This is a genomic window from Dechloromonas sp. HYN0024, assembly GCF_003441615.1.
In the GTDB taxonomy this organism is placed as follows: domain Bacteria; phylum Pseudomonadota; class Gammaproteobacteria; order Burkholderiales; family Rhodocyclaceae; genus Azonexus.
In genome coordinates, this window is the sequence record NZ_CP031842.1 from 2254013 (window position 1) to 2276074 (window position 22062).

Annotated in this window: 19 protein-coding genes; 9 read left to right on the top strand and 10 right to left on the bottom strand. The window is 60.1% G+C overall.

What is annotated here, in order from left to right; translation table 11 throughout:
* Positions 1-149: 149 nt before the first annotated feature.
* From HYN24_RS10800 to HYN24_RS10830, 7 genes are all read left to right on the top strand, one after another.
* Positions 150-2753, top strand: coding sequence for an ATP-binding protein (locus HYN24_RS10800; RefSeq protein ID WP_117609252.1), 2604 nt, complete (start codon positions 150-152; stop codon positions 2751-2753).
* A 79-nt stretch (positions 2754-2832) separates the two neighbouring features.
* Positions 2833-3213, top strand: a complete 381-nt coding sequence (locus tag HYN24_RS10805; protein WP_117609253.1) for a hypothetical protein — start codon at positions 2833-2835, stop codon at positions 3211-3213.
* 145 nt (positions 3214-3358) lie between these two features.
* On the top strand, positions 3359-4570 hold the full coding sequence (locus tag HYN24_RS10810) for an MFS transporter (protein WP_117609254.1): 1212 nt from the start codon (positions 3359-3361) through the stop codon (positions 4568-4570).
* Positions 4571-4654: 84 nt separating this feature from the next.
* Positions 4655-5062, top strand: a complete 408-nt coding sequence (locus tag HYN24_RS10815) for a phage holin family protein (protein ID WP_117609255.1) — start codon at positions 4655-4657, stop codon at positions 5060-5062.
* 11 nt (positions 5063-5073) lie between these two features.
* Positions 5074-5871: an NAD(+) diphosphatase gene (gene nudC / locus HYN24_RS10820; RefSeq protein WP_117609256.1), complete on the top strand. Its 798-nt coding sequence runs from the start codon at positions 5074-5076 to the stop codon at positions 5869-5871.
* 129 nt (positions 5872-6000) lie between these two features.
* Positions 6001-7950, top strand: a complete 1950-nt coding sequence (feoB, locus tag HYN24_RS10825) for a ferrous iron transport protein B (protein WP_117609257.1) — start codon at positions 6001-6003, stop codon at positions 7948-7950.
* Positions 7947-8204: a ferrous iron transport protein A gene (locus HYN24_RS10830; protein WP_117609258.1), complete on the top strand. Its 258-nt coding sequence runs from the start codon at positions 7947-7949 to the stop codon at positions 8202-8204. Before feoB ends, HYN24_RS10830 begins: the two co-directional genes overlap by 4 nt.
* Before the next feature lie 185 nt (positions 8205-8389).
* Here the strand turns inward: HYN24_RS10830 and selD are convergent, their stop codons facing one another.
* From selD to hemN, 7 genes are read right to left on the bottom strand one after another with little or no spacing between them, the layout of a single operon-like run.
* Positions 8390-9436, bottom strand: a complete 1047-nt coding sequence (gene selD, locus HYN24_RS10835) for a selenide, water dikinase SelD (protein ID WP_117609259.1) — start codon at positions 9434-9436, stop codon at positions 8390-8392.
* A gap of 30 nt (positions 9437-9466) precedes the next feature.
* Positions 9467-9673, bottom strand: coding sequence for a heavy-metal-associated domain-containing protein (locus tag HYN24_RS10840; protein WP_117609260.1), 207 nt, complete (start codon positions 9671-9673; stop codon positions 9467-9469).
* 5 nt (positions 9674-9678) lie between these two features.
* A complete protein-coding gene (locus HYN24_RS10845) occupies positions 9679-11445 on the bottom strand; it encodes a bifunctional diguanylate cyclase/phosphodiesterase (protein WP_117609261.1) in 1767 nt (588 codons plus the stop codon).
* Between the two features lie 25 nt (positions 11446-11470).
* The gene (locus HYN24_RS10850) at positions 11471-13633 is read right to left on the bottom strand and encodes a cation-translocating P-type ATPase (RefSeq protein ID WP_117609262.1); all 2163 of its coding nucleotides are present in this window, start codon (positions 13631-13633) and stop codon (positions 11471-11473) included.
* Positions 13630-14055: a universal stress protein gene (locus HYN24_RS10855; protein WP_117609263.1), complete on the bottom strand. Its 426-nt coding sequence runs from the start codon at positions 14053-14055 to the stop codon at positions 13630-13632. The genes HYN24_RS10850 and HYN24_RS10855 overlap by 4 nt, the downstream gene beginning before the upstream one ends.
* Before the next feature lie 14 nt (positions 14056-14069).
* Entirely contained in the window at positions 14070-14741 is a 672-nt protein-coding gene (locus HYN24_RS10860) for a sulfite exporter TauE/SafE family protein (RefSeq protein WP_117609264.1), read from the bottom strand.
* A 55-nt stretch (positions 14742-14796) separates the two neighbouring features.
* On the bottom strand, positions 14797-16200 hold the full coding sequence (hemN, locus tag HYN24_RS10865) for an oxygen-independent coproporphyrinogen III oxidase (protein ID WP_117609265.1): 1404 nt from the start codon (positions 16198-16200) through the stop codon (positions 14797-14799).
* 85 nt (positions 16201-16285) lie between these two features.
* Here hemN and fnr point away from each other — a divergent pair, with 85 nt between their 5' ends.
* Positions 16286-17032 carry a fumarate/nitrate reduction transcriptional regulator Fnr gene (gene fnr, locus HYN24_RS10870; protein ID WP_117609266.1) on the top strand — a complete coding sequence of 249 codons (747 nt, stop codon included), beginning with the start codon at positions 16286-16288 and terminating at the stop codon, positions 17030-17032.
* Positions 17033-17154: 122 nt separating this feature from the next.
* On the opposite strand, the gene HYN24_RS10875 is transcribed toward fnr, so the two are convergent.
* Both HYN24_RS10875 and HYN24_RS10880 read right to left on the bottom strand, forming a co-directional pair.
* Positions 17155-18255, bottom strand: coding sequence for a porin (locus HYN24_RS10875; RefSeq protein WP_117609267.1), 1101 nt, complete (start codon positions 18253-18255; stop codon positions 17155-17157).
* Between the two features lie 336 nt (positions 18256-18591).
* Positions 18592-20706, bottom strand: coding sequence for a TonB-dependent receptor (locus HYN24_RS10880; RefSeq protein ID WP_117610328.1), 2115 nt, complete (start codon positions 20704-20706; stop codon positions 18592-18594).
* A gap of 263 nt (positions 20707-20969) precedes the next feature.
* On the opposite strand from HYN24_RS10880, the gene HYN24_RS10885 reads away from it, so the two are divergent.
* Positions 20970-21377: an FKBP-type peptidyl-prolyl cis-trans isomerase gene (locus HYN24_RS10885; protein WP_117609268.1), complete on the top strand. Its 408-nt coding sequence runs from the start codon at positions 20970-20972 to the stop codon at positions 21375-21377.
* A gap of 26 nt (positions 21378-21403) precedes the next feature.
* On the opposite strand, the gene HYN24_RS10890 is transcribed toward HYN24_RS10885, so the two are convergent.
* Entirely contained in the window at positions 21404-22054 is a 651-nt protein-coding gene (locus HYN24_RS10890; RefSeq protein ID WP_117609269.1) for a DsbA family oxidoreductase, read from the bottom strand.
* Between the last annotated feature and the right edge of the window lie 8 nt (positions 22055-22062).

Below are 22062 nucleotides of genomic sequence, written 5' to 3' on the forward strand. Positions count from 1 at the left end.
ATTGCGAGCCACAATTACCCAAAACGCATAATAAAAAACCATTGCGCAGGGATGGTATATCTAAAGTAATACAAATATGACAACAAACTCCAAAAATTCTGGGAAAATATCGCAAATTACTAAATCTCATCCCCACTATCATTGCACCAATGTCGACCGGCCTTGCCTACATGACTCCGACCCGACGCGCTCGAACACTCCTGCTTATCGCGCTGGTCGGTGCCAATCTGCTCGTCGCCATCCTGGCCCTTTACTCCCTTGATCGCAGCCAGGCACTCTATGAAGAACAAGCCCGGACACTGACCGAAAACGTCGTCAGTTCGCTCGACCAATCCGTTTCCAGCAGCATTCGCAGCATCGACCTGGCGCTCCATGCCGTCGTCGATGAAATTGAAGAACAACTGGTTTCGGGACAACTCAATGAAGGGTTGACCAGCGCGGTTATCGCCCGTAGCCGGGAACGGCTCCCTGAAATGGAAGGGTTGCGTATCGCCGATGCTTCCGGTCAGGTCATTCTGGGCACAGGGGTGAACAAGCAGGAGGCGGTGTCATGGGCGGATCGCGATTACTTTATCGAACACCGGGATAATGCTGATCGGGGAATGCGCTTCCGGAAACCCAGGTTCGGACGGGTCGCCAAGCAGTACATCATCAATTTTTCACGGCGCTTCAATGATCGTAACGGAAATTTTGCCGGCGTGATTTCCGCCCCAATTGCCGTCAACTATTTCGCCGAACTCCTCCAGCAATATCAACTCCCCCCGGACAGCACCGTCATCCTCCGCGATGCTGATCTCGGTCTGGTCGCCCGCCATCCTGCCATCGCTGATCGTCCGGCCGGCCAGGTCGGCGATGCCAACGTTTCACCGGAGTTTCGTGCCCGGATCGAATCGGGGGTTCAGTCTGCCACGTACCATATTTCGAATTCGCCGGATGGATTTGATCGGGTACTTTCATTCCGTCGCCTCAAAAATGCACCCATGATCGCCATCGTCGGGGTATCCAGCGACCATTATCTGGCTGGCTGGCGGGCCGAGGTGGCCAAGACGGCGACCATGGTTGCCGGTTTCTTCCTGCTCTCCATCCTGCTCGGGGCCAGCCTTCTCCGCATGCTGGTGCGCTCGGAGCGGGACCAGAAACAACTGGCCCTGAGCGAAGGCCGGTTGCGCGCCATCATCGAGACCGAACCCGAGTGCGTCAAACTGCTCGACAAGGAAGGGCGCCTGTTGCAGATGAACTCGGCCGGCCTGGCGATGATCGAAGCGAGTTCTCTCGAGCAGGTTGCTGGACATTCGGTTTTCGACATTATTGCCCCGGAAAGTCGCCAAGCCTTTATCGAACTGCATCAACGGGTAATCAATGGCGAAAGTGCCATGCTCGAATTCGCCATCATCGGACTCAATGGCCGCCGCCTGAGCATGGAATCGCACGCCGTTCCCATCGAGGTTGCCGGTGAAGTCGCCCATCTCGCGGTGACCCGCGACATCACGACACGCAAACAGACAGAAACCGAGCTGGAAGCTTATCGCGAACATCTGGAATACCTGGTCAAGGCCCGCACGGCTGAACTTCGCTCAGCCAAGGATGCGGCGGAAGCGGCTAGCCGGGCCAAGAGTACCTTCCTGGCCAACATGAGCCATGAACTGCGGACGCCGCTCAACGGCATCACCGGCATGATCCGCCTGGCCCGCACCAGAATGACCGATGAAAAAGGCCTCGATCAGCTCGACAAGGCCAAATTTGCCGCCGATCATCTCCTTTCGGTGATCAACGACATCCTCGATATTTCGCGGATCGAAGCCGAGCGCCTCGTGCTCGAAGCCACCGACTTCAAACTCCTGCCCATTTTCGAAAGTCTGCGCAGCCTGCTCGGCGACAAGGCCCAAGCCAAGGGACTGGAATTGCATGCCACGCTCCCCCCGAACCTGATCGACCAGACGTTCACCGGCGACCCCCTGCGTCTGAGCCAGGTGTTGATCAATCTGGTCGCCAACGCGGTCAAATTTACCGAGCACGGCAGCGTCTCCATCCGCACCATTGAACAGCCTTCAACCCCGGGCGTGGCCCGGCTACGCTTTGAAGTAACGGATAGCGGGATCGGTCTGGACAGCGAAGAAAAGACGCGTATTTTTTCCCCATTCGAACAGTCAGACAGTTCGATGAGCCGGAAATATGGCGGCACCGGGCTGGGGCTGGCCATCAGCAAGCGCCTGGTCGCGCTGATGGGCGGCGAAATCGATGTCGACAGCACGCCAGGCGTGGGCAGCACGTTCTGGTTTGAAATCGAATTGCCGAAGTCGACCCGGGCAGTCTCGGATGACGACCGCAAAACAATCGCCTCACAGGCCAGCCAGATTCTCCGCTTGCACGTCGGGAAACGTGTCCTTCTGGTTGAAGATGAGTTGATCAACCAGGAGGTCGCCCGCGACATGCTGGAGCACGTCGGCCTGGTCGTTGATGTGGCCGAGGACGGCCAGCAGGCCGTTGAAATGGCCACCAACGAAGACTATGCAGTGATTTTGATGGACGTCCAGATGCCGGTCATGAATGGCCTTTCGGCAACGCGAGCAATCCTGGCCGGGAGCAAAAACGCCCAGACCCCCATTATCGCCATGACCGCCAACGCCTTCACCGAAGACCGGGCAGGTTGTCTGGATGCCGGCATGAAGGACTATCTCACCAAACCAGTCGATCCGGAGCGTCTCTACCGGACCATACTGCACTGGCTATCGGACCAGCCAATAGCCTCCTGAGCACAGCGGTACCGGGTTCAAGCTTTGTTGGCAAGACCACTTCTGGGAGAATGGCCGCTTTCCCGCTTTTTGCCCGATCATGATCCAAGGCCAATATCGTTACGCCATCCTGCAGTCACCCGAGGAGGTCACGCCGCTCAAGTTCCGCGGCCATGTGCGCCGGGAAATCGAGGCCATCCAGGCGAGCGCTCAGCATGCCGAGGACATCATCATCGTCCGCCTGTTCGTGCTGGAAAAGGTACTTTTCGCCCTCGGCAGCCGGAAGGTCGATAGCCTTCTCCACAGCATCGTGGCGAAATGCCCGAACATCCAGCGCATCGAACTGGAAGCACTGCTCAGGCCGCTGTCCCAGGACGAAATGCAGGAAGCCGCCGAGGAGGCACAGGGCATGCTGCTGACGCTGGGTGACTGGGTAATGGCGTCGGGCGCCACGCTGGGACCGGCTAGCCGAGCCAGCTAAAACACCGCCCGGCAATATCGGGCATACGCCACTGGCCGGAAACAAGCCATTCGGATTCATTGAATTATTCGGCCCAATCCGGTCGAAGCCGGGGATACGCTACCAGGCAGCGTATCCTTGCTCCTTCGCTAGGCCTACCTACCTCATGTCCACCGCCCTCCCACCTCGTACCGAACGCTTCTTCCTGCTGACGCTGGCCGGTATCCAGTTCAGCCATATTCTTGACTTCATGATCATGATGCCGCTCGGGCCGATCCTGATGGCGGCCTTCGGTATCGGGACACACGAGTTTGGTCTGCTGGTCGCATCCTACAGCTTCAGCGCAGCGGCTTCCGGCATTCTGGCGGCGACCTTTGTCGACCTTTTCGAGCGCAAGCGACTGTTACTCATCGTCTTTGCCCTGTTTGGCATGGCCACGCTGGCCTGCGGGCTGGCCCCGGGGTATTCGACACTGATTCTGGCACGCGGCCTGGCCGGCGTGTTCGGCGGCATCATGGGGGCACTGGTGCAGACCATGATCGCCGATGCCATTCCTTTTTCGCGGCGAGCCCGGGCCAGTGGCGTGGTATCCAGCGCCTTTTCGATTTCCACCATTGCTGGCGTCCCCTTGTCGCTATGGCTGGCCAACCATTTCGGCTGGCGCGCACCATTCGTGCTGATCGCTGTGCTGACCGTCGCCTTTCTCGCCATCGGCCTGCGCTTCCTGCCCGAGTTGCGCCACCACCTCAGCGAGGAGAAACGCGCCCACCTGCTCTCGGCCACCTTCAGCGTACTTGGCGACAGCAACCACCTGCGCGCGCTGCTCTTCTCGGCGCTGATCATTTTTTCCGGGTTCACGGTGATTCCCTACATCACCGTTTACGCAGTCAACAATGTCGGTATCGCCCAGAGCGACATTCCCATTGTCTATCTGGTTGGCGGCTCGGCCACCTTCATCAGCGCCCGGCTGATCGGGCACTGGGCCGACAAGCACGGCAAGATGGAGGTATATCGTCGGGTGGCCCTGCTGGCCATGGTCCCGACCTTGCTGCTGACCCACGTCGGGACACTGCCGCTGTGGATCTGGCTGATCATCTCGGCCAGCTTTTTCGTCCTCATCTCGGGGCGCATGATCCCGGCCATGGCGATCATCGCCTCGGCAGCTCAGCCTCGCCTGCGTGGCACATTCATGTCGCTGCACGCCACCACCCAGTCACTGGCCATGGGCCTGGCGACAACACTGGCCGGCTTTTTGACCTCCCTCGATGCCAGCGGCCGCATCGTCGACTTCCCGCTCGTCGGCTACGTCGCTGTCACTGCCAATCTGCTGGCAATCTGGTTTGTGTCACGCATCGACATGCACGGGAAGAACCTCTAGCGCGACCATCGCCGGCCGACAATCCGGTATTCTGGAGGCCTCCTGACGCCACCCCGGCGCCCCTATATCAAGCAAGGCAAAGACATGTTCGACAATCTGGCCGGATTTTTCATCCACTGGGCCATCACCGCCCTGGCCCTGTGGGCAGCCAGCCTGGTCTTCAATGGCATCCGTTTTTCCAGTAGCGCTTCACTCATTGTGTCGGCCCTCCTGCTCGGTTTCGCCAATGCCGTGCTGCGCCCCTTGCTGGTTTTGCTGACCCTGCCATTGACCCTCGTCACCCTTGGTTTCTTCCTGCTCGTCATCAACGCCCTGATGCTGCTACTGGTCGCCAGGGTGGTCCGGGGATTCACGGTCTCGGGGTTCTGGACGGCCTTTTTTGCCAGCCTGTTCATTTCCATACTCAGCATGGCGATCGGTACGTTGGCCCCGAATGCCGAGACCACCATCTACCGGCTGCCCGACTCGTCGCCCCACGTCATTTCTACGTAAGCCCTCTCCTTATGACCCAAATCGCCTACTGGATTCTGCGCGCCGAGCATCGCCTGCTCACGGTTGCCGGCGACGACGCCGGTTCGGTCTTTCCCAGTGGTCTGGCTGGCGACTTTGGACCGCCTGAAAACGCCCTGCATATCGGTGAACTCAATGGCCGGCCCTGCTATGCGGCCGATGTGGTGCAACACCCCGATCTGCCCGGCAGCGAGGCAACCCCCCTGCGCAACATTTTCCTGCTGGCCGGCCACGAATCCTTTGCCTTGGCCGGCCGCGCCACGCAATTGCTCGACTGGCAGAACAATCACCGGTTCTGCGGCAAGTGCGGCACGCCGACCGCCCGGAAGCCCGACGAACTGGCCATGCACTGCCCAAACTGCGGGCTGCTGGCCTATCCCCGCATTTCACCTGCGGTCATGGTCCTGGTCCGTGATGGTGACAAACTGCTGCTCAGCCGCAGCCCGCATTTCAAGCCGGGTGTCTTCAGCGCCCTAGCCGGGTTTGTCGAAGCGGGAGAAACGCTGGAAGCGTGTGCCGTCCGCGAAGTGCGCGAGGAAGTCGGCATAGAAATCGCCAACCTGAGTTATTTCCACAGCCAGCCCTGGCCTTTCCCCAATTCGCTGATGGTCGCTTTCTTTGCCGACTATGCCGGCGGCACGATCACCCCGGACCCCAACGAGATCGAGGCTGCCAACTGGTTCCACCTCGATGCCCTGCCCTTGTTACCCGAACCGATCAGCATTTCACGGCGCTTGATCGAAGCGGCAGTCGCCCAGCACGAATCCCGTGCGCGAACCCCTGACATATGATTTCTCGCCATTTTTATAAATTGCCGCAAGAATGCTTGGAAATGCACCGCTATAGGACGTCAATCCGGCGTAAAGTATCGCTCGGCCCGGCACTTCCGGGCATCCGGCCCCACCTGAAATCCATAGAACGTGAATAATCCTTTATCCGCCGCCAACGCCATCCTGCTTGTCGGCCATCCCAACGTCGGAAAATCGGTCCTTTTTCATCGCCTGACCGGCGCCTACGTCAATGTCTCGAACTATCCCGGCACGACCGTCGAAGTTACCCGCGCCAACGCCCGCTTCGACCGCGAGGCGGTGCTTCTCGACACGCCCGGTGTGCTTGCCCTGCCCTCGCGCAGCGATGACGAACGGGCGACCATGCAGGCTCTGCTCAACGAATCGTCGCGTTGCCTGATTCAGGTCGGCGACGCCAAAAACCTGCGCCGTACCCTGACCCTGACCGCCCTGCTCGGCGAACTCGGCGTGCCGATGGTACTAGCCCTCAACATGCACGATGAGGCTGCTGCCCGCGGCGTCATGGTCGATATTCCGGGACTGGCCGAAGAACTTGGCATTCCTGTGCTGGCCACCGTCGCCACTGGCGGCGAGGGCATCGGCGAACTGACCCACGGCCTCGGCCACGCCACCCGGGCCGAAGCGCTGCTGCGCTACGATCCGGACATCGAGGCCGACATCGGACGGATGGCCGATGCCATCACCCGCCTCGCCCCCCACCCGCAACTCGCCGCCCGCGGTCTGGCCATTCTCTATCTCGGTGGCGACTCGGTCGTCGCCGACTGGCTGGCCGAACACGCCGGCGGTCAATTCACGCAACTGGAAAATCTGCGCCAGGCGGCCTCCGACCGTGCCGAAGGCGATCTTCCTGCCCTCCTCGCCCGCGAACGCACGGAAGCTGCCGACACGCTGGCAGCCAGCGTCATCCAGCGTGCTGTCCGGGGTAGTCCGCTGCTCTCGCAACGCCTCGGGCAATATGTCGTGCATCCGCTCTGGGGCGTGCCCATCCTGCTTGCCGTGCTCTATGCCGTCTACCAGTTCGTCGGCGTATTTGGGGCCAGCGTACTGGTTGGCCTGATGGAAAAGGATCTTTTCGAAGGCATTCTCAATCCGGCCTTTACCGATATAGTCGACGCGGCGCTCGGCGCCGGCTGGCTGCAGGAACTGCTGGTCGGCCAGTACGGCCTGTGGACCATGGGCATGACCTACGCGCTCGCCTTGATCCTGCCCATCGTCACCACCTTCTTCTTCGCCTTCGGCGTGCTTGAGGATTCCGGCTACCTGCCCCGCCTGACCGTCATCGCCAACCGGCTCTTCGCGCTGATCGGCCTTAACGGCCGCGCCGTGCTGCCCATGGTCCTCGGTTTGGGCTGTGTAACCATGGCGACGCTGACGACGCGCATCCTGCATAGCCCGCGCGAGCGGCTGATCACCATCTTCCTGCTCGCTCTGGCGATTCCCTGCTCGGCCCAACTGGGGGTGGTGCTCGGCATGCTTGGCGGTGTTTCCTTTACTGCTGTTCTGATTTGGGCTTTGGCCATGGTCGGCATCCTCCTGCTTGCCGGCTTCCTCGCCGCCAAACTCATTCCCGGGCGGCGCATCCCGCTGGTCACCGAACTGCCCCCGATGCGCCTGCCGATCATCGCCAATGTCCTCAAGAAGACCGGCGGTCGGCTGAAGTGGTATCTGGTAGAAGTTATCCCGCTCTTCCTGCTCGGCACCTTCATCATGTTCGCCCTCGACAAGTCCGGCGCCTTGCCGGCCATCATCGAAGCTGGCGAGCCGCTGGTTTCCGGCTGGCTTGGTCTGCCCAAGGAAGCTTCGGCCGCCTTCGTCATGGGTTTCCTGCGTCGCGACTTCGGCGCCACCGGCCTGTTCGCCATGGCCCATAGCCTCGACCCGATCCAGGCGGTCGTTGGCATGATCACCATTACCCTGTTCATCCCCTGCTTCGCCAGCCTCATGATGATGGTCAAGGAACAGGGCGCCAAGGTCGCCATCGGCATGGTCGCCGTCATCGTACCCTTCGCTTTCCTCATCGGCGGCCTGTTCAATATTCTTCTGCGGGCAGTCTGGTCATGAGCCCCAAACACGAAGCCCGCCTACCCCTGGCCTTCATCCCGCCCGGCACCGAAGTCCGTCTCGCTGCACTGGGCGAAGAAATCGACCCGCTCCAGCGCGAACAACTGACCGCCTATGGCCTGGCCGAGAATCGCCCACTCCGGGTGCTCCAGCAACGCCCGATGACGGTGATCCTGGCTGACGAGGTCGAATTGGCCTTGGAACATGCCGTAGCCAGACATATCTGGGTGGAGAAATTTCCTCCAGCAGCCTGACTGCTATCCAGCCATTTTATGGGTCACGGGGATGTCTTGGAACTATGGCAATTCCCGTGGCATGACCTTTGAACTCCGCCCTTGAGGGGCGTCTCACTTTTTCTTGGCGAAGCAAAAGAAAATACGCCCGCCAGCAAGGCGGAACCCCAAGCCAATCAGTCGACTACCCAAAGTCAGTCAGTGGGTCACACGAAGTCAATCCCTGGCACACCTTCACTGACCTCACCGATCACCGACACATGCGAAAAGCCCTGTTGCAGGAACAGCGACAACACTTCGGTGACGGTATCGGGCGTACATGACACAAGCAGGCCACCCGACGTCTGGGGATCGGTGATCAGTGTTTTCGCCGCGTTGTCCAGGTTGGCGGCCAGCGTAACGCCATCGCCGTAGCTGGTCCAGTTGCGGCCCGAAGCACCCGTCATATGGCCAGCCTCAACGAATTCGCGGGCGCGCGGCAAAAGCGGCAGGTCGGCATAGTTAACCATGGCACGCAGGCCGCTGCCCTTGCAGACTTCCATCAGATGTCCGGCCAGGCCAAAACCGGTGACATCGGTCACGGCGTTTACGCCGTCAAGGCAGGCCAGCATCGGCCCCGGCGTATTGAGCTGGGTGGTGGTGACGACCATCGCTTCGTAATCGCTGGCATGGAGCAGATCCTTCTTCAGCGCGGCGCTATAGACACCGACGCCAAGCGGCTTGCCGAGAATCAGCTTGTCACCCGGCCGGGCTCCCGAATTTCGCTTGAGATGAGCCGGATTGACGATACCAATGGCGACCAACCCGTAAATTGGCTCGACCGAGTCGATGGTGTGACCGCCGGCAATCGGTATGCAGGCGGCGCGGCAGACGGCCTCGCCCCCTTGCAGGATCTTGCCGATGGTTTCAAGCGGCAGGGTATTGACCGGCATGCCGACAATGGCCAGGGCAAAAAGCGGGGTGCCGCCCATGGCGTACACGTCGGAGATGGCATTGGTGGCGGCGATGCGGCCGAAATCATAGGGGTCGTCGACGATAGGCATGAAAAAATCGGTCGTCGCGACAATCGCCTGCTGGGCATTGATCTGGTAAACCGCTGCGTCGTCACAGGTTTCGGTACCAACCAGCAATTGCGGCGGAATGATGCCGGATGGCGCTCCGGCGAGAATCTTCTGCAATACGGCGGGCGCAATTTTGCAGCCGCAGCCTCCTCCGTGGGAGAGCTGGGTCAATCTGATTTTTTCTTCGGGCACGGCTGTTCTCTCGTCAAACTGCAATTATTTTTATTCGGCGTCGAAACCGGCATCCTCGATGGCATTGACCAGCGCATCACGGCTCACCACCTGCGCATCGAAAGCCACTCTGGCTTCCGCCGCTTCCAGCGACACCTCAGCGCCGCTCACGCCGGACAGGCTGCTCAGCACACCGGTGATATTCCTGACGCACCCCTGGCAACTCATGCCACCCACCTTGATTACCGTATTTTCCATGCCATCTACCTGTTTCTGAAGGGTTGCTGACGAAGGATTTCCGTCATTTTTGCCGCCGCAATCGGACGACTGAAATAATAGCCTTGCGCCATGTCACAGCCCATTTTACGCAATTGCGCCAACTGTTCGCCAGTTTCAACGCCTTCGGCCAGCACCGTGATGCGCAAGCTACGCCCCATGCTGACAATGGTCGAGGCAATGGCCCAGTCGTCCGGGTCGGTTTCCAGATCATTGACGAAGGAACGGTCAATTTTCAGTTTGCCCACCGGGAAGCGCTTGAGATAAGCCAGTGAGGAATAACCCGTGCCGAAATCGTCGAGTGACAACTCGACCCCCATGCGATGCAGCGCCGACAACATGCCCAGATTGACGTCAGCATCGTGCATCACGGTACGCTCCGTCAGTTCAAGTTCAAGCAAGCCGGCATCAAGCCCGGTCGAGGCCAGCGCGCCGGCGACCATCTCGACAAACCCCTGCTGGCGAAACTGGACGGGGGCCACGTTGACGGCCATGACCAACGGCGGCAGGCCCTCGTCGTACCAGGCCTTGGCCTGACGACAGGCTTCGCACAGGACCCAGTCGCCAATCGGATTGATAAGTCCGGTTTCTTCGGCAATATGAATGAAACTATCCGGCATGATCAGGCCAAGATCAGGGTGCTGCCACCGGATCAGGGCCTCGACGCCGATCACCACGCCCGATTCAAGGTGCACCAGTGGCTGGTAGTGGAGAATGAATTCGTTCTGCGTCAGGGCGCGGCGGAGATTGCTTTCCATGAGCAGACGATCAAGCGTCGCCGTGTTCATCTCGGCGGCGTAAAACTGGAACGCGTTACGACCCAGTTCCTTGGCCCGATACATCGCCGTATCGGCATTCTTGAGCAGGGTTTCGAGATCAAGCCCGTCATGCGGGTAAATGCAGATGCCGAGTGAGGGCGTCACCGTCAGTTCGTGCCCCACCACCTTGAACGGCCGGGCGAAGACGTCAATCAGGCGACGCGCCACTTCGGCCGCTGCTGCCGAATGGAACCCCGGCATGGAAAATATGAATTCGTCGCCCCCCAGGCGAGCCACGGTATCGATGCGCCGTACCGCGCTATCTAAGCGATGCGCCACCTGGCACAACAACTCGTCACCAACACTGTGCCCAAGGGAGTCATTGACCCGCTTGAAATGGTCGAGATCGAGAAAGATGACGGCAATTTGGCTCTGCTCGCGCTCAGCCGCAGCAATCAACTGGACGAAACGTTGGCGTAATAGACGCCGATTGGGGAGGCCGGTCAGTGCATCGTAATCGGCCAACTCGCTGATGCGCTGTTCGGCCGCCTTCTGCACCGATATGTCGAGCAGGGTACCGACCGAAGCTGGACGCCCCTCAAATGCCGATGGCGCGCCGTACACCATGGCCGGGAAGGTCGAGCCATCCTTGCGCACCGCTGTCACTTCATAGCGACTCCCGGGAGTGCCGGCTGCCCGCGCCAGCATTTCTTCGGCAACGGCGGCCTGCTGCTCGGGAACGATGACGTCGAGTGGCCCCATGCCAGCCACCATTTCCTCGCTGGCATACCCGAAGAGGCGTGACATGCATGGATTGACGTACTTGAAGCGCTGATCCTGCAAGATGTAGATACCAACCAGCGCGGCCTCCATCGTTGTCTGGAAAATTGCCTCGCGCTCGGTCAACGGGGCTGGATTGCCTGGGACGGCAACGTTTTCGTCGCCCTCTCCGGCATCACTCTGCCCGACTGTTGTTCCCGCACCGCCTGTGACCATCCAGACCCCTAATACCTGCTTCCATTCAGCGCCCTGGTCGCCAGCGCTTCAACAGCAGCGAGTTCGACACGACCGACACTGAACTCATCGCCATCGCAGCCCCCGCCACCACCGGGTTGAGTAGACCCAACGCAGCTAGCGGAATTCCCATCACATTGTAGATGAAGGCAAAGAAAAGATTTTGCCGAATTTTCCCCAAGGTGGCCGCCGATAGGTCGATTGCGTCGACCACGCCGAGCAGGTCGCCACGAATCAGGGTGAGGTCGGCTGCCTCGACGGCCGCATCTGAACCGGCGCCGATAGCAAAACTGACATCGGCTGCAGCCAGAGCCGGAGCATCGTTGATGCCATCACCGACCATCGCCACCAGGCCGCCAGTAGTCTTCAATTCAGCAATGGCGGCTGCCTTGTCGCCGGGCAGGATGCCAGCCCGGAACTCGGCAATACCTGCCTCGGCAGCAATCGCGGCGGCCGTTGCCGCATTGTCGCCGGTCAGCATGACCACCCGGATACCCCGCTCACGCAGACGCTCGACAGCCGCCCGCGACGTTGGCCGCAAGGCATCAGCGATGGCCAGCAAGGCCAGCACAACCTCGCCCTCGGCGAGCACCACGACCGTCTTGCCGGTCCGCTGCAAATCGACCACGGCAGGATCGGCATCCAGCCCCAACCAGGCCGGCGATCCGAGGCGCAAGCTGCGGCCACCGACTTTACCGTGGACACCATGCCCGGGAAGCGCCTTGAAATTATCCGCTTTCTCCAGAGCGCCCGCGCCGTGCGCCGCAATCACCGCCCTGGCCAGGGGATGCTCGGAATTGCTTTCGAGTGCGGCGGCCAGACTGAGCGCCTCCTGGCGCGACATGCCGTAGGAGACCACATCGGTGATCTGCGGCGTGCCGCAAGTCAGCGTTCCCGTCTTGTCGAGGGCAAGCACGGTGATTTTCTCGGCCCGCTCGAGAGCCTCGGCATTCTTGACCAGGATGCCGGCCCGCGCTCCCTGCCCGGTGCCGACCATGATCGCCGTCGGCGTTGCCAGACCAAGCGCACAAGGACAAGCAATGACGAGCACGGCAACGGCATTGACCAGCGCCTCGGCAAACAGCCCGGTAGTCCACCACCAGCCGGCAAAAGTGAGGAGTGCGATGACGCACACCGTCGGCACGAAAATCGCCGAAATCTGGTCGGCCAGCCGCTGCACCGGGGCCTTCGAGCCCTGCGCCTCGCCGACCATGCGGATGATCCCGGCGAGCAAGGTATGTTCGCCCACGCCGGTGGCGCGACAGCGCATCGCCCCATGACCATTGGTCGTCGCGGCAAAAACCTTGTCCCTCACGTGCTTGCCCACTGGCATGCTCTCTCCGGTCAGCATCGACTCGTTAACGCTCGATTCGCCATCGATCAACTCACCATCGACCGGCACGCTTTCACCCGGCCGAACGAGAAAGACGTCGCCTGGCATCAGGCTGTCCACCGGCAGGTCTACCCACTGCCCATCCCGTTCGACGCGCGCCGTCTTCGGTTGCAGGCGGATCAGCGACTCGATGGCCTCGGAAGTCCGCGCCTTGGCGCGCGCCTCCAGCAGTTTGCCAAGGAGGACCAGCGTAATGACTGCCGCCCCGGCTTCGAAATAGACATGCTGATTGAGCCCGAACACCGTCACCACGGTCGAAAATCCCCAGGCCATGCTGGTACCGAGGGCGACCAGCACGTCCATATTGGCGCCCCCCCCACGCAAGGACTTGAACGCACCGTCGTAAAAACGCCAGCCGATCCAGAACTGCACCGGCGTCGCCAAGGCAAGTTGCAGCCAGCGCGGCAACTCGTTCATGGCGCCATGGTCGCCGACCATGAATATCATCTGGCCAACCAGCGGCAGGCTGAGGGCCACGGCAATCCAGAAGCGGCGGAGTTCACGGCGATAGACTTGCAGCTTTTCGGCCTTTTCCCGCTCCCGGGTCTGCTTATCGACCACCGCCGCCGAGAACCCGGCCTTGGCCACGGCAGCTAGCACCGCCGCCTCATCAGCGGCCGCCGACAGACGGACTCGCGCCCGTTCAGCGGCCAGATTGACATTGGCCTGCATGCCAGTCTGGCGGTTTAAGACTTTCTCCAGTCGGGCCGAACAAGCGGCACAGGTCATGCCGCCGATGGCAAACTCGACGACCCGGCTGGCATCGGACTCGGTCATTTGACGAGCAAAACCGGGCAAGGGGTCAGATGCAGGACACGACTGGCCACCGAGCCCATGATCAGCTCGGCCATGCCACCCCGACCGTGCGATCCCATCACGATGAGGTCGCAAGCCAATTCACCGGCCACCCTTGTGATCACTTCGGCCGGCTGGCCAACATGAATGTGCGTCGTATGAAAGCGTCCCGCCGCATTGAGTTTCATTTGCGCCTCGGCCAGATGTTCCTGCCCCTCTTCGAGATAGTAGCCATGCAGCGTCTCCTTGCCGACATGGGCCTGAACCCGTCCGATTGGAATGGGGGCATGGACATGCAGCAGGTGAATCTCTGGCACTTCGCGAAACCAACTGACGTGCGTAATCAAATGGTCTACGGCGCGCAAGGAGCAGGTCGAGCCGTCAACCGGCAAAAGAATTTTCATGATGTACGTCCCGATTAAAGCCAACCTGCCAATCTCAGCCAGCCAATAAATCCATATAGCCCAAAGCCTAGCACCAAGAGGCCGGACGAGATACGTATGACAGCGCGATGCAAAAATTCGTTCAATCGGGCCAGTACCATGCCGGCGAGCAGGAGATTGGGCAGCGTCCCCAGACCGAAAGCCAGCATCATCAGACTGCCACGCGTCGCCGAACCGGCTGTCAGCGCACTGGCCAATGCGCTATACACCAAGCCGCAAGGCAGCCAGCCCCACAGCAAGCCAAGCGGGAACGCCTGGGCAATAGTGCGGGCCGGGATAAAGCGTCGGGTCAGCGGTTGCAGATGACGCCAGAGTTTTTGTCCGATTCGTTCGGTAAAGGCCAGCGCACGGGTGATGCCGAGCAGATACAGCCCGAGCGCAACGAGCATCAGGTTGGCGACAAAATAGAGGAACAGCCGGGCCGGAACCTGCCCCTCCAGCCCCATGCTGGCGGCACCCAGAGCACCGGCGATGGCACCTGCCACGGCATAGGACAGGATGCGCCCGCCGTTGTAGGCAAGGTGCATCGACCAGCGGGCGGTGGCACCCATCGACAGGGCTCCGACGATGCCGCCACACATGCCGACGCAATGGGTGCCGCCGAGCAGGCCAACGAGAAAAAGGGCAAGGAAGCCGGAATCAGGCATCGGGCGGAATCAGGCAAAGCGAGGCGAGCAGTGTACACCGCTCGCCCGCCACCGATCAGATAACCTTCGAGTACGTCGCCCGCTGACGCCCGGCCCGCAGATAGCGGTCGAAAACCATCGAAATGATGCGCACGAGGAGGCGACCCGGCGGCAGGACGGTAATCCATTCGCGGTCAATCTTGAGCAGGCCGGCTCGCTCCATTTCCTTCATGTCGTCCAGTTCGGCCTCAAAATACTTGCGGAAGTCGATCAGGTGGGCACTTTCAATGCTTTCGATAGACAGTTCGAAATGACACATCAGTGCCTGGATGATGGAACGGCGCAGGATATCGTCAGCCGTCAGCTCAATGCCGCGGAACACCGGCAGCGAACCGGTATCGATGGCATCGTAGTATTCGTCGGCAGTCTTGACGTTCTGGTAGTAGCTCGGTCCGACCTTGCTGATCGACGAAATGCCGAAAGACAGCATGTCGCAGTCGGCGTAGGTCGAATAGCCCTGAAAATTGCGATGCAGGCGGCCCTGACGCTGAGCCACGGCAAGTTCGTCATCCGGCTTGGCGAAGTGATCCATGCCAATGAAGACATAACCGTTATCAGTCAGCTTCTTGATGGCCAGCGCCAGAATCTGCAGCTTGGTATCGGCCGACGGCAGGTCGGCATCATTGATCCGGCGCTGCGGCTTGAACATGCTTGGCATGTGGGCGTAGTTGTAGATCGACAGGCGATCCGGGTCCATCGCCAGAACCCGTTCGATGGTCCGGTTGAAACCCATGACGGTCTGGTGCGGCAGACCGTAGATCAGGTCAACCGAAACCGACTTGAAGCCATTGGCGCGCGCATCGCGGATCACGCTGTAGGTTTCTTCCTCGCTCTGGACACGATTGACCGCGACCTGAACGCGCTCGTCGAAATCCTGAACACCGACGCTCATCCGATTGAAGCCGAGTTCGCCGAGCAGGGCAACAGTCGCCGTATCGACCTTGCGCGGGTCGACTTCGATCGAATATTCGCCGCCATCCAGCAGCTTGAAATGCTTGCGCGTCTCGCCCATGAGCTGTCGCATTTCGTCATGCGACAGGAAAGTCGGCGTACCGCCGCCCCAATGCAACTGGATGACCTCGTGCTCGCCATCGCGACCTTCCAGCGCCGCCGCCTGCATATCCAGCTCCTTGGCCAGATATTTCAGATATTTGCCGCTGCGCCCATGATCCTTGGTAATGATCTTGTTACACGCACAGTAGTAGCAAATGGTGTTGCAGAAAGGGATGTGGAAGTATAATGAGAGCGGTCGACTAATCCCGCCGATGTTGCGTTTGCCCAGCCACAGGTTGGCGGCCTCGGCATCAAAGGCTTCAACGAAGCGGTCGGCCGTCGGATAAGACGTGTAACGTGGACCGTTGACGTCAAAACGGCGAATGATCTGGGGATCGAAGACGAGGTTTTCGGTTGCGAAATTCATTGGGCCAGCCAAAAAAAGTAGGTCTGATTATGTTCGGAAGGTTCGAATTTATGGTTGACATGGATCAAGCGAACGCAGGTTGCGAATGCCTCAAACACACCCGTTAAATCAAGAAGTCACGCTGTCGGTCATCAAGACGGCATGCTCCAATTGTAACCTGCGCGAGCTATGCCTGCCGCTTGGCCTTAGCCTCGAGGAGCTGGAAAAGCTCGACGACATGGTGTCGACCCGGCGCCGGATCAAGCGCGGCGACCATCTCTACCGGGCCGGCGAGGCTTTCGACGCCATCTACGCCATCCGCAGCGGCTTTTTCAAGACCGACGTGCTGCTCGAAGACGGCCGCGACCAGGTAACAGGGTTCCAGATGGCCGGCGAACTGCTCGGCCTTGACGGCATCAGCACCGAACACCACACCTGCAACGCCATTGCCCTGGAAGACAGCGAGATCTGCGCTATTCCCTTTTCGCGGCTCGAAGGACTGTCGCGGGAAATCCACACGTTGCAGCACCATTTCCACAAGGTCATGAGCCGCGAAATCGTCCGCGACCACGGCGTCATGATGCTGCTCGGCACAATGCGTGCTGAAGAGCGACTGGCCGCCTTTCTGCTCAACCTTTCACAACGCTTTACCGCACGCGGCTTCTCGCATGCCGAGTTCTACCTGCGCATGACGCGCGAGGAAATCGGCAGCTATCTCGGCCTCAAGCTGGAAACGGTGTCGCGCGCTTTCTCCCGCTTCCAGGAAGAAGGCCACATCGCCGTCCAGCAGAAACACATCCGGATTCTCAACGTGAACGGGCTCAAGGCCCTGATGAATCACCGGGCGGTCTGAGCAAGACAAAAAATGGGGCACCCCGAAGGGTGCCCCAAACAGATGTAATGAAGACATCTGACGCAAGATTCCTGCTCCCGGACGACTCACAATAACGCAAGGCGTCCGGGCAATTCGATTGCTTAGAACGAGTGCTTCATACCCATCGCCAGGCCGTTGACGCCAACGCCCGCGACGATATTGTTACCAATGGAGTAACCTGCAGCGCTGTCGTTCTTGATATGCGCGTAGTCAGCGTACAGTTCAGTGCGCTTGGACAGGGCGTAGCGTGCGCCGACGCCGATTTTCCATGCATCGGCGTTGGACACGGTCTTGTCCTTGACCTGACCGAACGAACCCAGCACGGAGAACTTGCCGAGCGGCACCGTGGCGCCGACGAACCAGTTGCGGCGATCATATCTCTGACCAGCAGGAACGCCCAGGAGAGGACCCACTGCGTTGCCGCCGATGAACGAGTTTACATCACCCTTGATGACGTCGTAGACGCCGCTGACCTTCACTGCGCCAAAGTCGTATGAAGCGCCAGTGGTTGCAACATAGAGGCGGTCTTTGTCATAACCAACAGCACGTGTGGTTTCGTAGTCAAGATCGATGCTCAGCGGGCCATTCGCATAAATCAGGTTGGCGGACAACAAGCGGTCGTCACCGTTATTGCCGCGGGTAGGCGCGGTCATCGGCGAGTGGACGGTGTTCAGGCTGCCTTCGGCGCCCTGCGTATTGGTGGCTGTAGCAAGGATCACCGTGAAGCCGGCAAAGGCAGGCGAGATGTAGGCCAGCGCATTAGCCGCGCGGTCGTACTGAGTGGTCATCGACGTCAGGCTGCCGATCGAGTAGTTGCCGAACGGATTGTACTTGCCGTAGATGCCGTAACGAATACCATCCAGGTAGCCGGCGACTACCGTACCGAATCCGCCGGTCAGGCCAACGTACTGGTGGCCTGCCGTCGACAGACCGGTGCTGGTGTCCGGGCTGATGCGATATTGCAGGTCGAACAGGGCTTTCGTGCCATTACCCAAATCCTCGACACCCTTGAAACCGATGTAGCTCAGAGAAGAAGAGCTCTGCAGGCTGTACTGCGACTGGCCGTTGGCAACCGTGCCGTTATGCCCCTGGCGGAACATGGCACCCATATCGACGTTACCGTAGATCGTGACATTGGTTTGTGCGAATACCGCACCGGAAGTGGCCGCCGCAATGGCCAGCGCGATTAGTTTTTTCTGCATTGAATTGCTCCTCAATCATTTTGTGTAGATAAATCTGGACGCGTATCCGCCCCATACGAAGCACCCCTCCCTCATCCCTGAGAAAAGTGTTCAGCGGTATTCCATTGCGAAGCCCGTGCCAGCCTTCAAAAACCCGCCTCCATTCCCTGAAAACCCTTGGCTCATCAGGACTTACGTTCTTTTTCCCCTTGGCGGCGAAGATCGAAAAGTACTTTCGGCACGCTCAGTTTCTGGACAACTGCTGCATTACTGAGCACTCCATAAACAGTATTCATCGTTTCATCAGACGCAAAAAAGCCCGGCCGGGGCCGGGCTTGAGCGGGGGAATGGAGGTGCTCAAAAGGTATATCGGGCGCTGACACCAGCCAGCCAGGTACGACCCGGTGCCGCCTCGTAGAATCGGTTGTTGCCGTCGCCGACGATGACCGAGCCAACGTACTGGCGATCGAAAATATTGTCGAAACGAACGAAGGTTCTCAGGTTCAGTTGGCCGTATTGGCGATCGACGCCGAAACGTAGATTGGCGATGGCGTAGGCCGGAGCGGCCTGCTTGGCATTAGTGTCCTCGACATAGACCTTGCTGCGTGCAATGCCCTCGACAGCCGCATGGAAGCCACTGGCCGGATGCTTCCAGGCCAGTTCGCCGAACAGGCTCTGGGCAGCGACCCCGGGCAGGCGGTTGCCGGCGGCAATGACCCCGGAGGATGAGGAGAAAGTCTGGTCGTAACGCGCATCGAGCAGGGTATAGGCGAGACGGCTGGTGAAATTGCCTGCCCAACGACTATCAACCGCCGCTTCAATGCCGCGGCGCATCGTCTGGCCGGCATTGCGATAGATGGTGCGACCGCCGACGCTGGAATCAACCACCAGTTCATCCGCCGTCTCGATCTGGAAGACAGCCACGTCAACCCGGCTATCGCTACCGACAAAGGCCTTCAGGCCGGTTTCGTAATGGGTGCTGGTCGACGGTTTGAGGGTATAGCTGAAGGTTCCGCCGACACCGGAATAGAACAGCTCATTGAAGGTCGGCGCCTCGAAACCCTGCGCCGCACTGGCGTAGAGATTGACCGTCGGGGTCAGGCGGAACATCGCTGCAACGGTCGGCGTCGTCTTGTCGTAGCTGACACTACCGCCATCGTTTCCATTGCTCAGATAGGCATCATCCACATTGAAGGAGAGCTTGCTATGCCGAACGCCACCACTGAATGTCCAGCGCTCACCCTGCCACTCGGCCTGGGCGTACTGATCGAAGCTGTTGACGCGGTCCCGCTCGTTGCGGCGCAGCGTGCCGATGACGCCACAACTCAGGTTAACCCCACACACCGTACCGCTGCCAACGTAATTGTTATAGCCACGCCGATCGTCGCTCGATTGCTCGTACTCGACGCCAACCGTCGTCGTCAGCTTGCCGCCGGCCAATTGAAAGCGGCCGACCCAGCGGGCCGACGTACCGGCAAAATCGCGGTCGAAATCGATAACGCCCCCCGATTGCTTGACCGATGATGTTTGCGTCGACTTCGGAATTGACTGGAACTGAATGGTTGAGCGCTGCCCGGCGTAGGCTGACAGCACCATTGAGTGGTCACCAAAGCGATGCTCATAGGTCAGCCCACTCTGCATGTGATCGATGCTCTTGCGGGTGTTGTAGTCCAGGGTCGGCTGTGAAACGCTGCGCGGATTAGCCAGGTAACCAGCCCAGCTCTGGCCCTGCGGGTCGTCCGCATCCTGCTTGAAGGTGTTGGCGACGAAGGTCAGCTTGCCATCCTGGCTCGGCTTGTACGTCAGCTTGACCATGGTCTGGTCACGTTCGGCCTTACTGTGGTCACGATATCCATCGGTGGCAAAATGCGAGGCATCGATCACGTAGCCGAGACCGCCGACTTCGCCCTGAGCGCTGACATCGGTCTTCCAGGTGTTGTTGCTGCCAGCCACGAAGCCGCCCTCAACGCTCGGTGCGCCCTTGCCATCGGGCGTAAACATCTGGATGACGCCGCCAGCATGGTTCCCATACACCACCGCCATCGGCCCACGCAGGACCTCAATGCGCGCGGCGCGATCAAGATTGAAGGTGGCCGCCTGACCCTGACCATCCGGCATCGAGGCCGGAATGCCGTCGGCCATCAGGCGGATGCCACGTACACCAAAAGCCGAACGGGCGCCGAAGCCACGCGACGAAATTTGCAGATCCTGCGCGTAGTTCTGGCGGTTCTGTACCGTTATGCCCGGCACTGCGACCAGCGCTTCAGAGGCATTGACCCGCGCCTGATCGGCCCCAAGGCGCGCGGCATCGACGACATCCACCGCCGCCGGCAAATCAAACGAATTGTGCTCAACCCGGCTACCGCTGACCACGACCGAATCGAGCGTCAGCGCCGCCGGTTCTGCAGCAACAGCCAGGCAGGGAAAGGTAGCAGCCAGAATGACAGCAAGGCGCTTGGGGGTATGTCTCATGATATTGTCTTTTTCCGATTGATGCGAGAGTCTGGTTGTCGCCAAATGTTCTGGTCGACCATCACCGCCGACCTCAATCTGATTATCGGCACAAGACGATTCAACCACCACGATGGTTTCGCCAGAATGCCCTCATGAAAATCATGAGATGGCCCAACCTCCATCCAGGCCGACTTTCTGCCGCCCACCGATTGCCACCGGCGCAACTTCCCGCTAACGTGCGACCTCAATCTCTTTCAACCACCGCAACGAAGGCCCCTCCCATGCAGAAACTCTCCGTCGCCAGCGCCGCCCTCCTCTTCGCGCTCTCCTGTCAGGCCACTGCAGCCGAACCAAAGGAAGAAATGACCGCTTCCGGTATCGGCATCACCATGCTCAAGGAAGGCAACGGTGCCAGCCCGAAAGCCAGCGACACGGTCAAGGTGCACTATCGCGGCACGCTGACCACCGGTCAGGAATTCGACAGTTCCTACCGGCGCAACGAACCCGCCACTTTCCCGCTCAACCGCGTGATTCCTTGCTGGACCGAAGGCGTTCAGAAGATCAAGGTGGGCGGCAAGGCCAAACTGGTCTGCCCGTCCAACCTGGCGTACGGCGCGCGCGGCGTGCCGGGGATTCCACCCAACTCAACGCTGATTTTCGAAGTCGAATTGCTCGACATCGCCAAGTAAAAAACAGCCGGCGCCAGCCGGCTTTTTTACGTCCGGTTGCCGGCCAGCGACTGGAGAATTGCTGCCGCCAGAACGGATGGATCTTCGGCACCCACAATGACATGCCGGCCATCGACGATGAAGGTCGGCACCATTGAAATGCCCATGGCGCGGAACTGGCGTTCCATGGCGCGAACCAGGTCAGTATCCTGGCCGGAAGCCAGATAATTCTCGACCTCGCGTTCGGGGTAGCCACATTCGACGGCCACCCTGACCAGCAAGGCCACATCGCCGACATGTTCGCCCCGCTGGAATTGGCCGACAAACAGCCGTTCGACCAGAGGGGCTGCATCGCCCCTCTGCTGCGCCCAGTGAATCAGGCGATGGGCCTGCAGGGTATTGGCGCGGATGCCGATTTTTTCGAAGGCATAGTCGATACCCCAGGAGCGGCCAGCCGCACGCACCCGCTCGAAGAGTGCCTCGACCAGCGCCGGCCCGCCAAATTTCCTTTCCAGAAACGGCCGGTAGGGCTCCCCCTCGGGCGGCGTATCGGGATTCAGGAAAAACGGTCGCCAGCGTTTCTCGCAGGCAAAATCGGGAATTGCCCGGGTCACCTCGGCGATAGCCGCATCAAGGCGGCGCAGGCCGATGAAACACCATGGGCAGACGAGATCGGAAACGATATCTATGGAGGTCATGGCGGCAT

What these genes read in the sequence shown, in the direction of transcription:
- HYN24_RS10860 (WP_117609264.1), bottom strand. Translation starts at nt 14,741, where the DNA reads ATGCCTGATTCCGGCTTCCTTGCCCTTTTTCTCGTTGGCCTGCTCGGC.
- fnr (WP_117609266.1), top strand. Translation starts at nt 16,286, where the DNA reads ATGCCTCAAACACACCCGTTAAATCAAGAAGTCACGCTGTCGGTCATC.
- HYN24_RS10805 (WP_117609253.1), top strand. Translation starts at nt 2,833, where the DNA reads ATGATCCAAGGCCAATATCGTTACGCCATCCTGCAGTCACCCGAGGAG.
- HYN24_RS10875 (WP_117609267.1), bottom strand. Translation starts at nt 18,255, where the DNA reads ATGCAGAAAAAACTAATCGCGCTGGCCATTGCGGCGGCCACTTCCGGT.
- HYN24_RS10885 (WP_117609268.1), top strand. Translation starts at nt 20,970, where the DNA reads ATGCAGAAACTCTCCGTCGCCAGCGCCGCCCTCCTCTTCGCGCTCTCC.
- HYN24_RS10845 (WP_117609261.1), bottom strand. Translation starts at nt 11,445, where the DNA reads ATGGTCACAGGCGGTGCGGGAACAACAGTCGGGCAGAGTGATGCCGGA.
- HYN24_RS10830 (WP_117609258.1), top strand. Translation starts at nt 7,947, where the DNA reads ATGAGCCCCAAACACGAAGCCCGCCTACCCCTGGCCTTCATCCCGCCC.
- HYN24_RS10890 (WP_117609269.1), bottom strand. Translation starts at nt 22,054, where the DNA reads ATGACCTCCATAGATATCGTTTCCGATCTCGTCTGCCCATGGTGTTTC.
- HYN24_RS10880 (WP_117610328.1), bottom strand. Translation starts at nt 20,706, where the DNA reads ATGAGACATACCCCCAAGCGCCTTGCTGTCATTCTGGCTGCTACCTTT.
- HYN24_RS10850 (WP_117609262.1), bottom strand. Translation starts at nt 13,633, where the DNA reads ATGACCGAGTCCGATGCCAGCCGGGTCGTCGAGTTTGCCATCGGCGGC.
- HYN24_RS10810 (WP_117609254.1), top strand. Translation starts at nt 3,359, where the DNA reads ATGTCCACCGCCCTCCCACCTCGTACCGAACGCTTCTTCCTGCTGACG.
- HYN24_RS10815 (WP_117609255.1), top strand. Translation starts at nt 4,655, where the DNA reads ATGTTCGACAATCTGGCCGGATTTTTCATCCACTGGGCCATCACCGCC.
- HYN24_RS10800 (WP_117609252.1), top strand. Translation starts at nt 150, where the DNA reads ATGTCGACCGGCCTTGCCTACATGACTCCGACCCGACGCGCTCGAACA.
- HYN24_RS10840 (WP_117609260.1), bottom strand. Translation starts at nt 9,673, where the DNA reads ATGGAAAATACGGTAATCAAGGTGGGTGGCATGAGTTGCCAGGGGTGC.
- hemN (WP_117609265.1), bottom strand. Translation starts at nt 16,200, where the DNA reads ATGAATTTCGCAACCGAAAACCTCGTCTTCGATCCCCAGATCATTCGC.
- HYN24_RS10855 (WP_117609263.1), bottom strand. Translation starts at nt 14,055, where the DNA reads ATGAAAATTCTTTTGCCGGTTGACGGCTCGACCTGCTCCTTGCGCGCC.
- nudC (WP_117609256.1), top strand. Translation starts at nt 5,074, where the DNA reads ATGACCCAAATCGCCTACTGGATTCTGCGCGCCGAGCATCGCCTGCTC.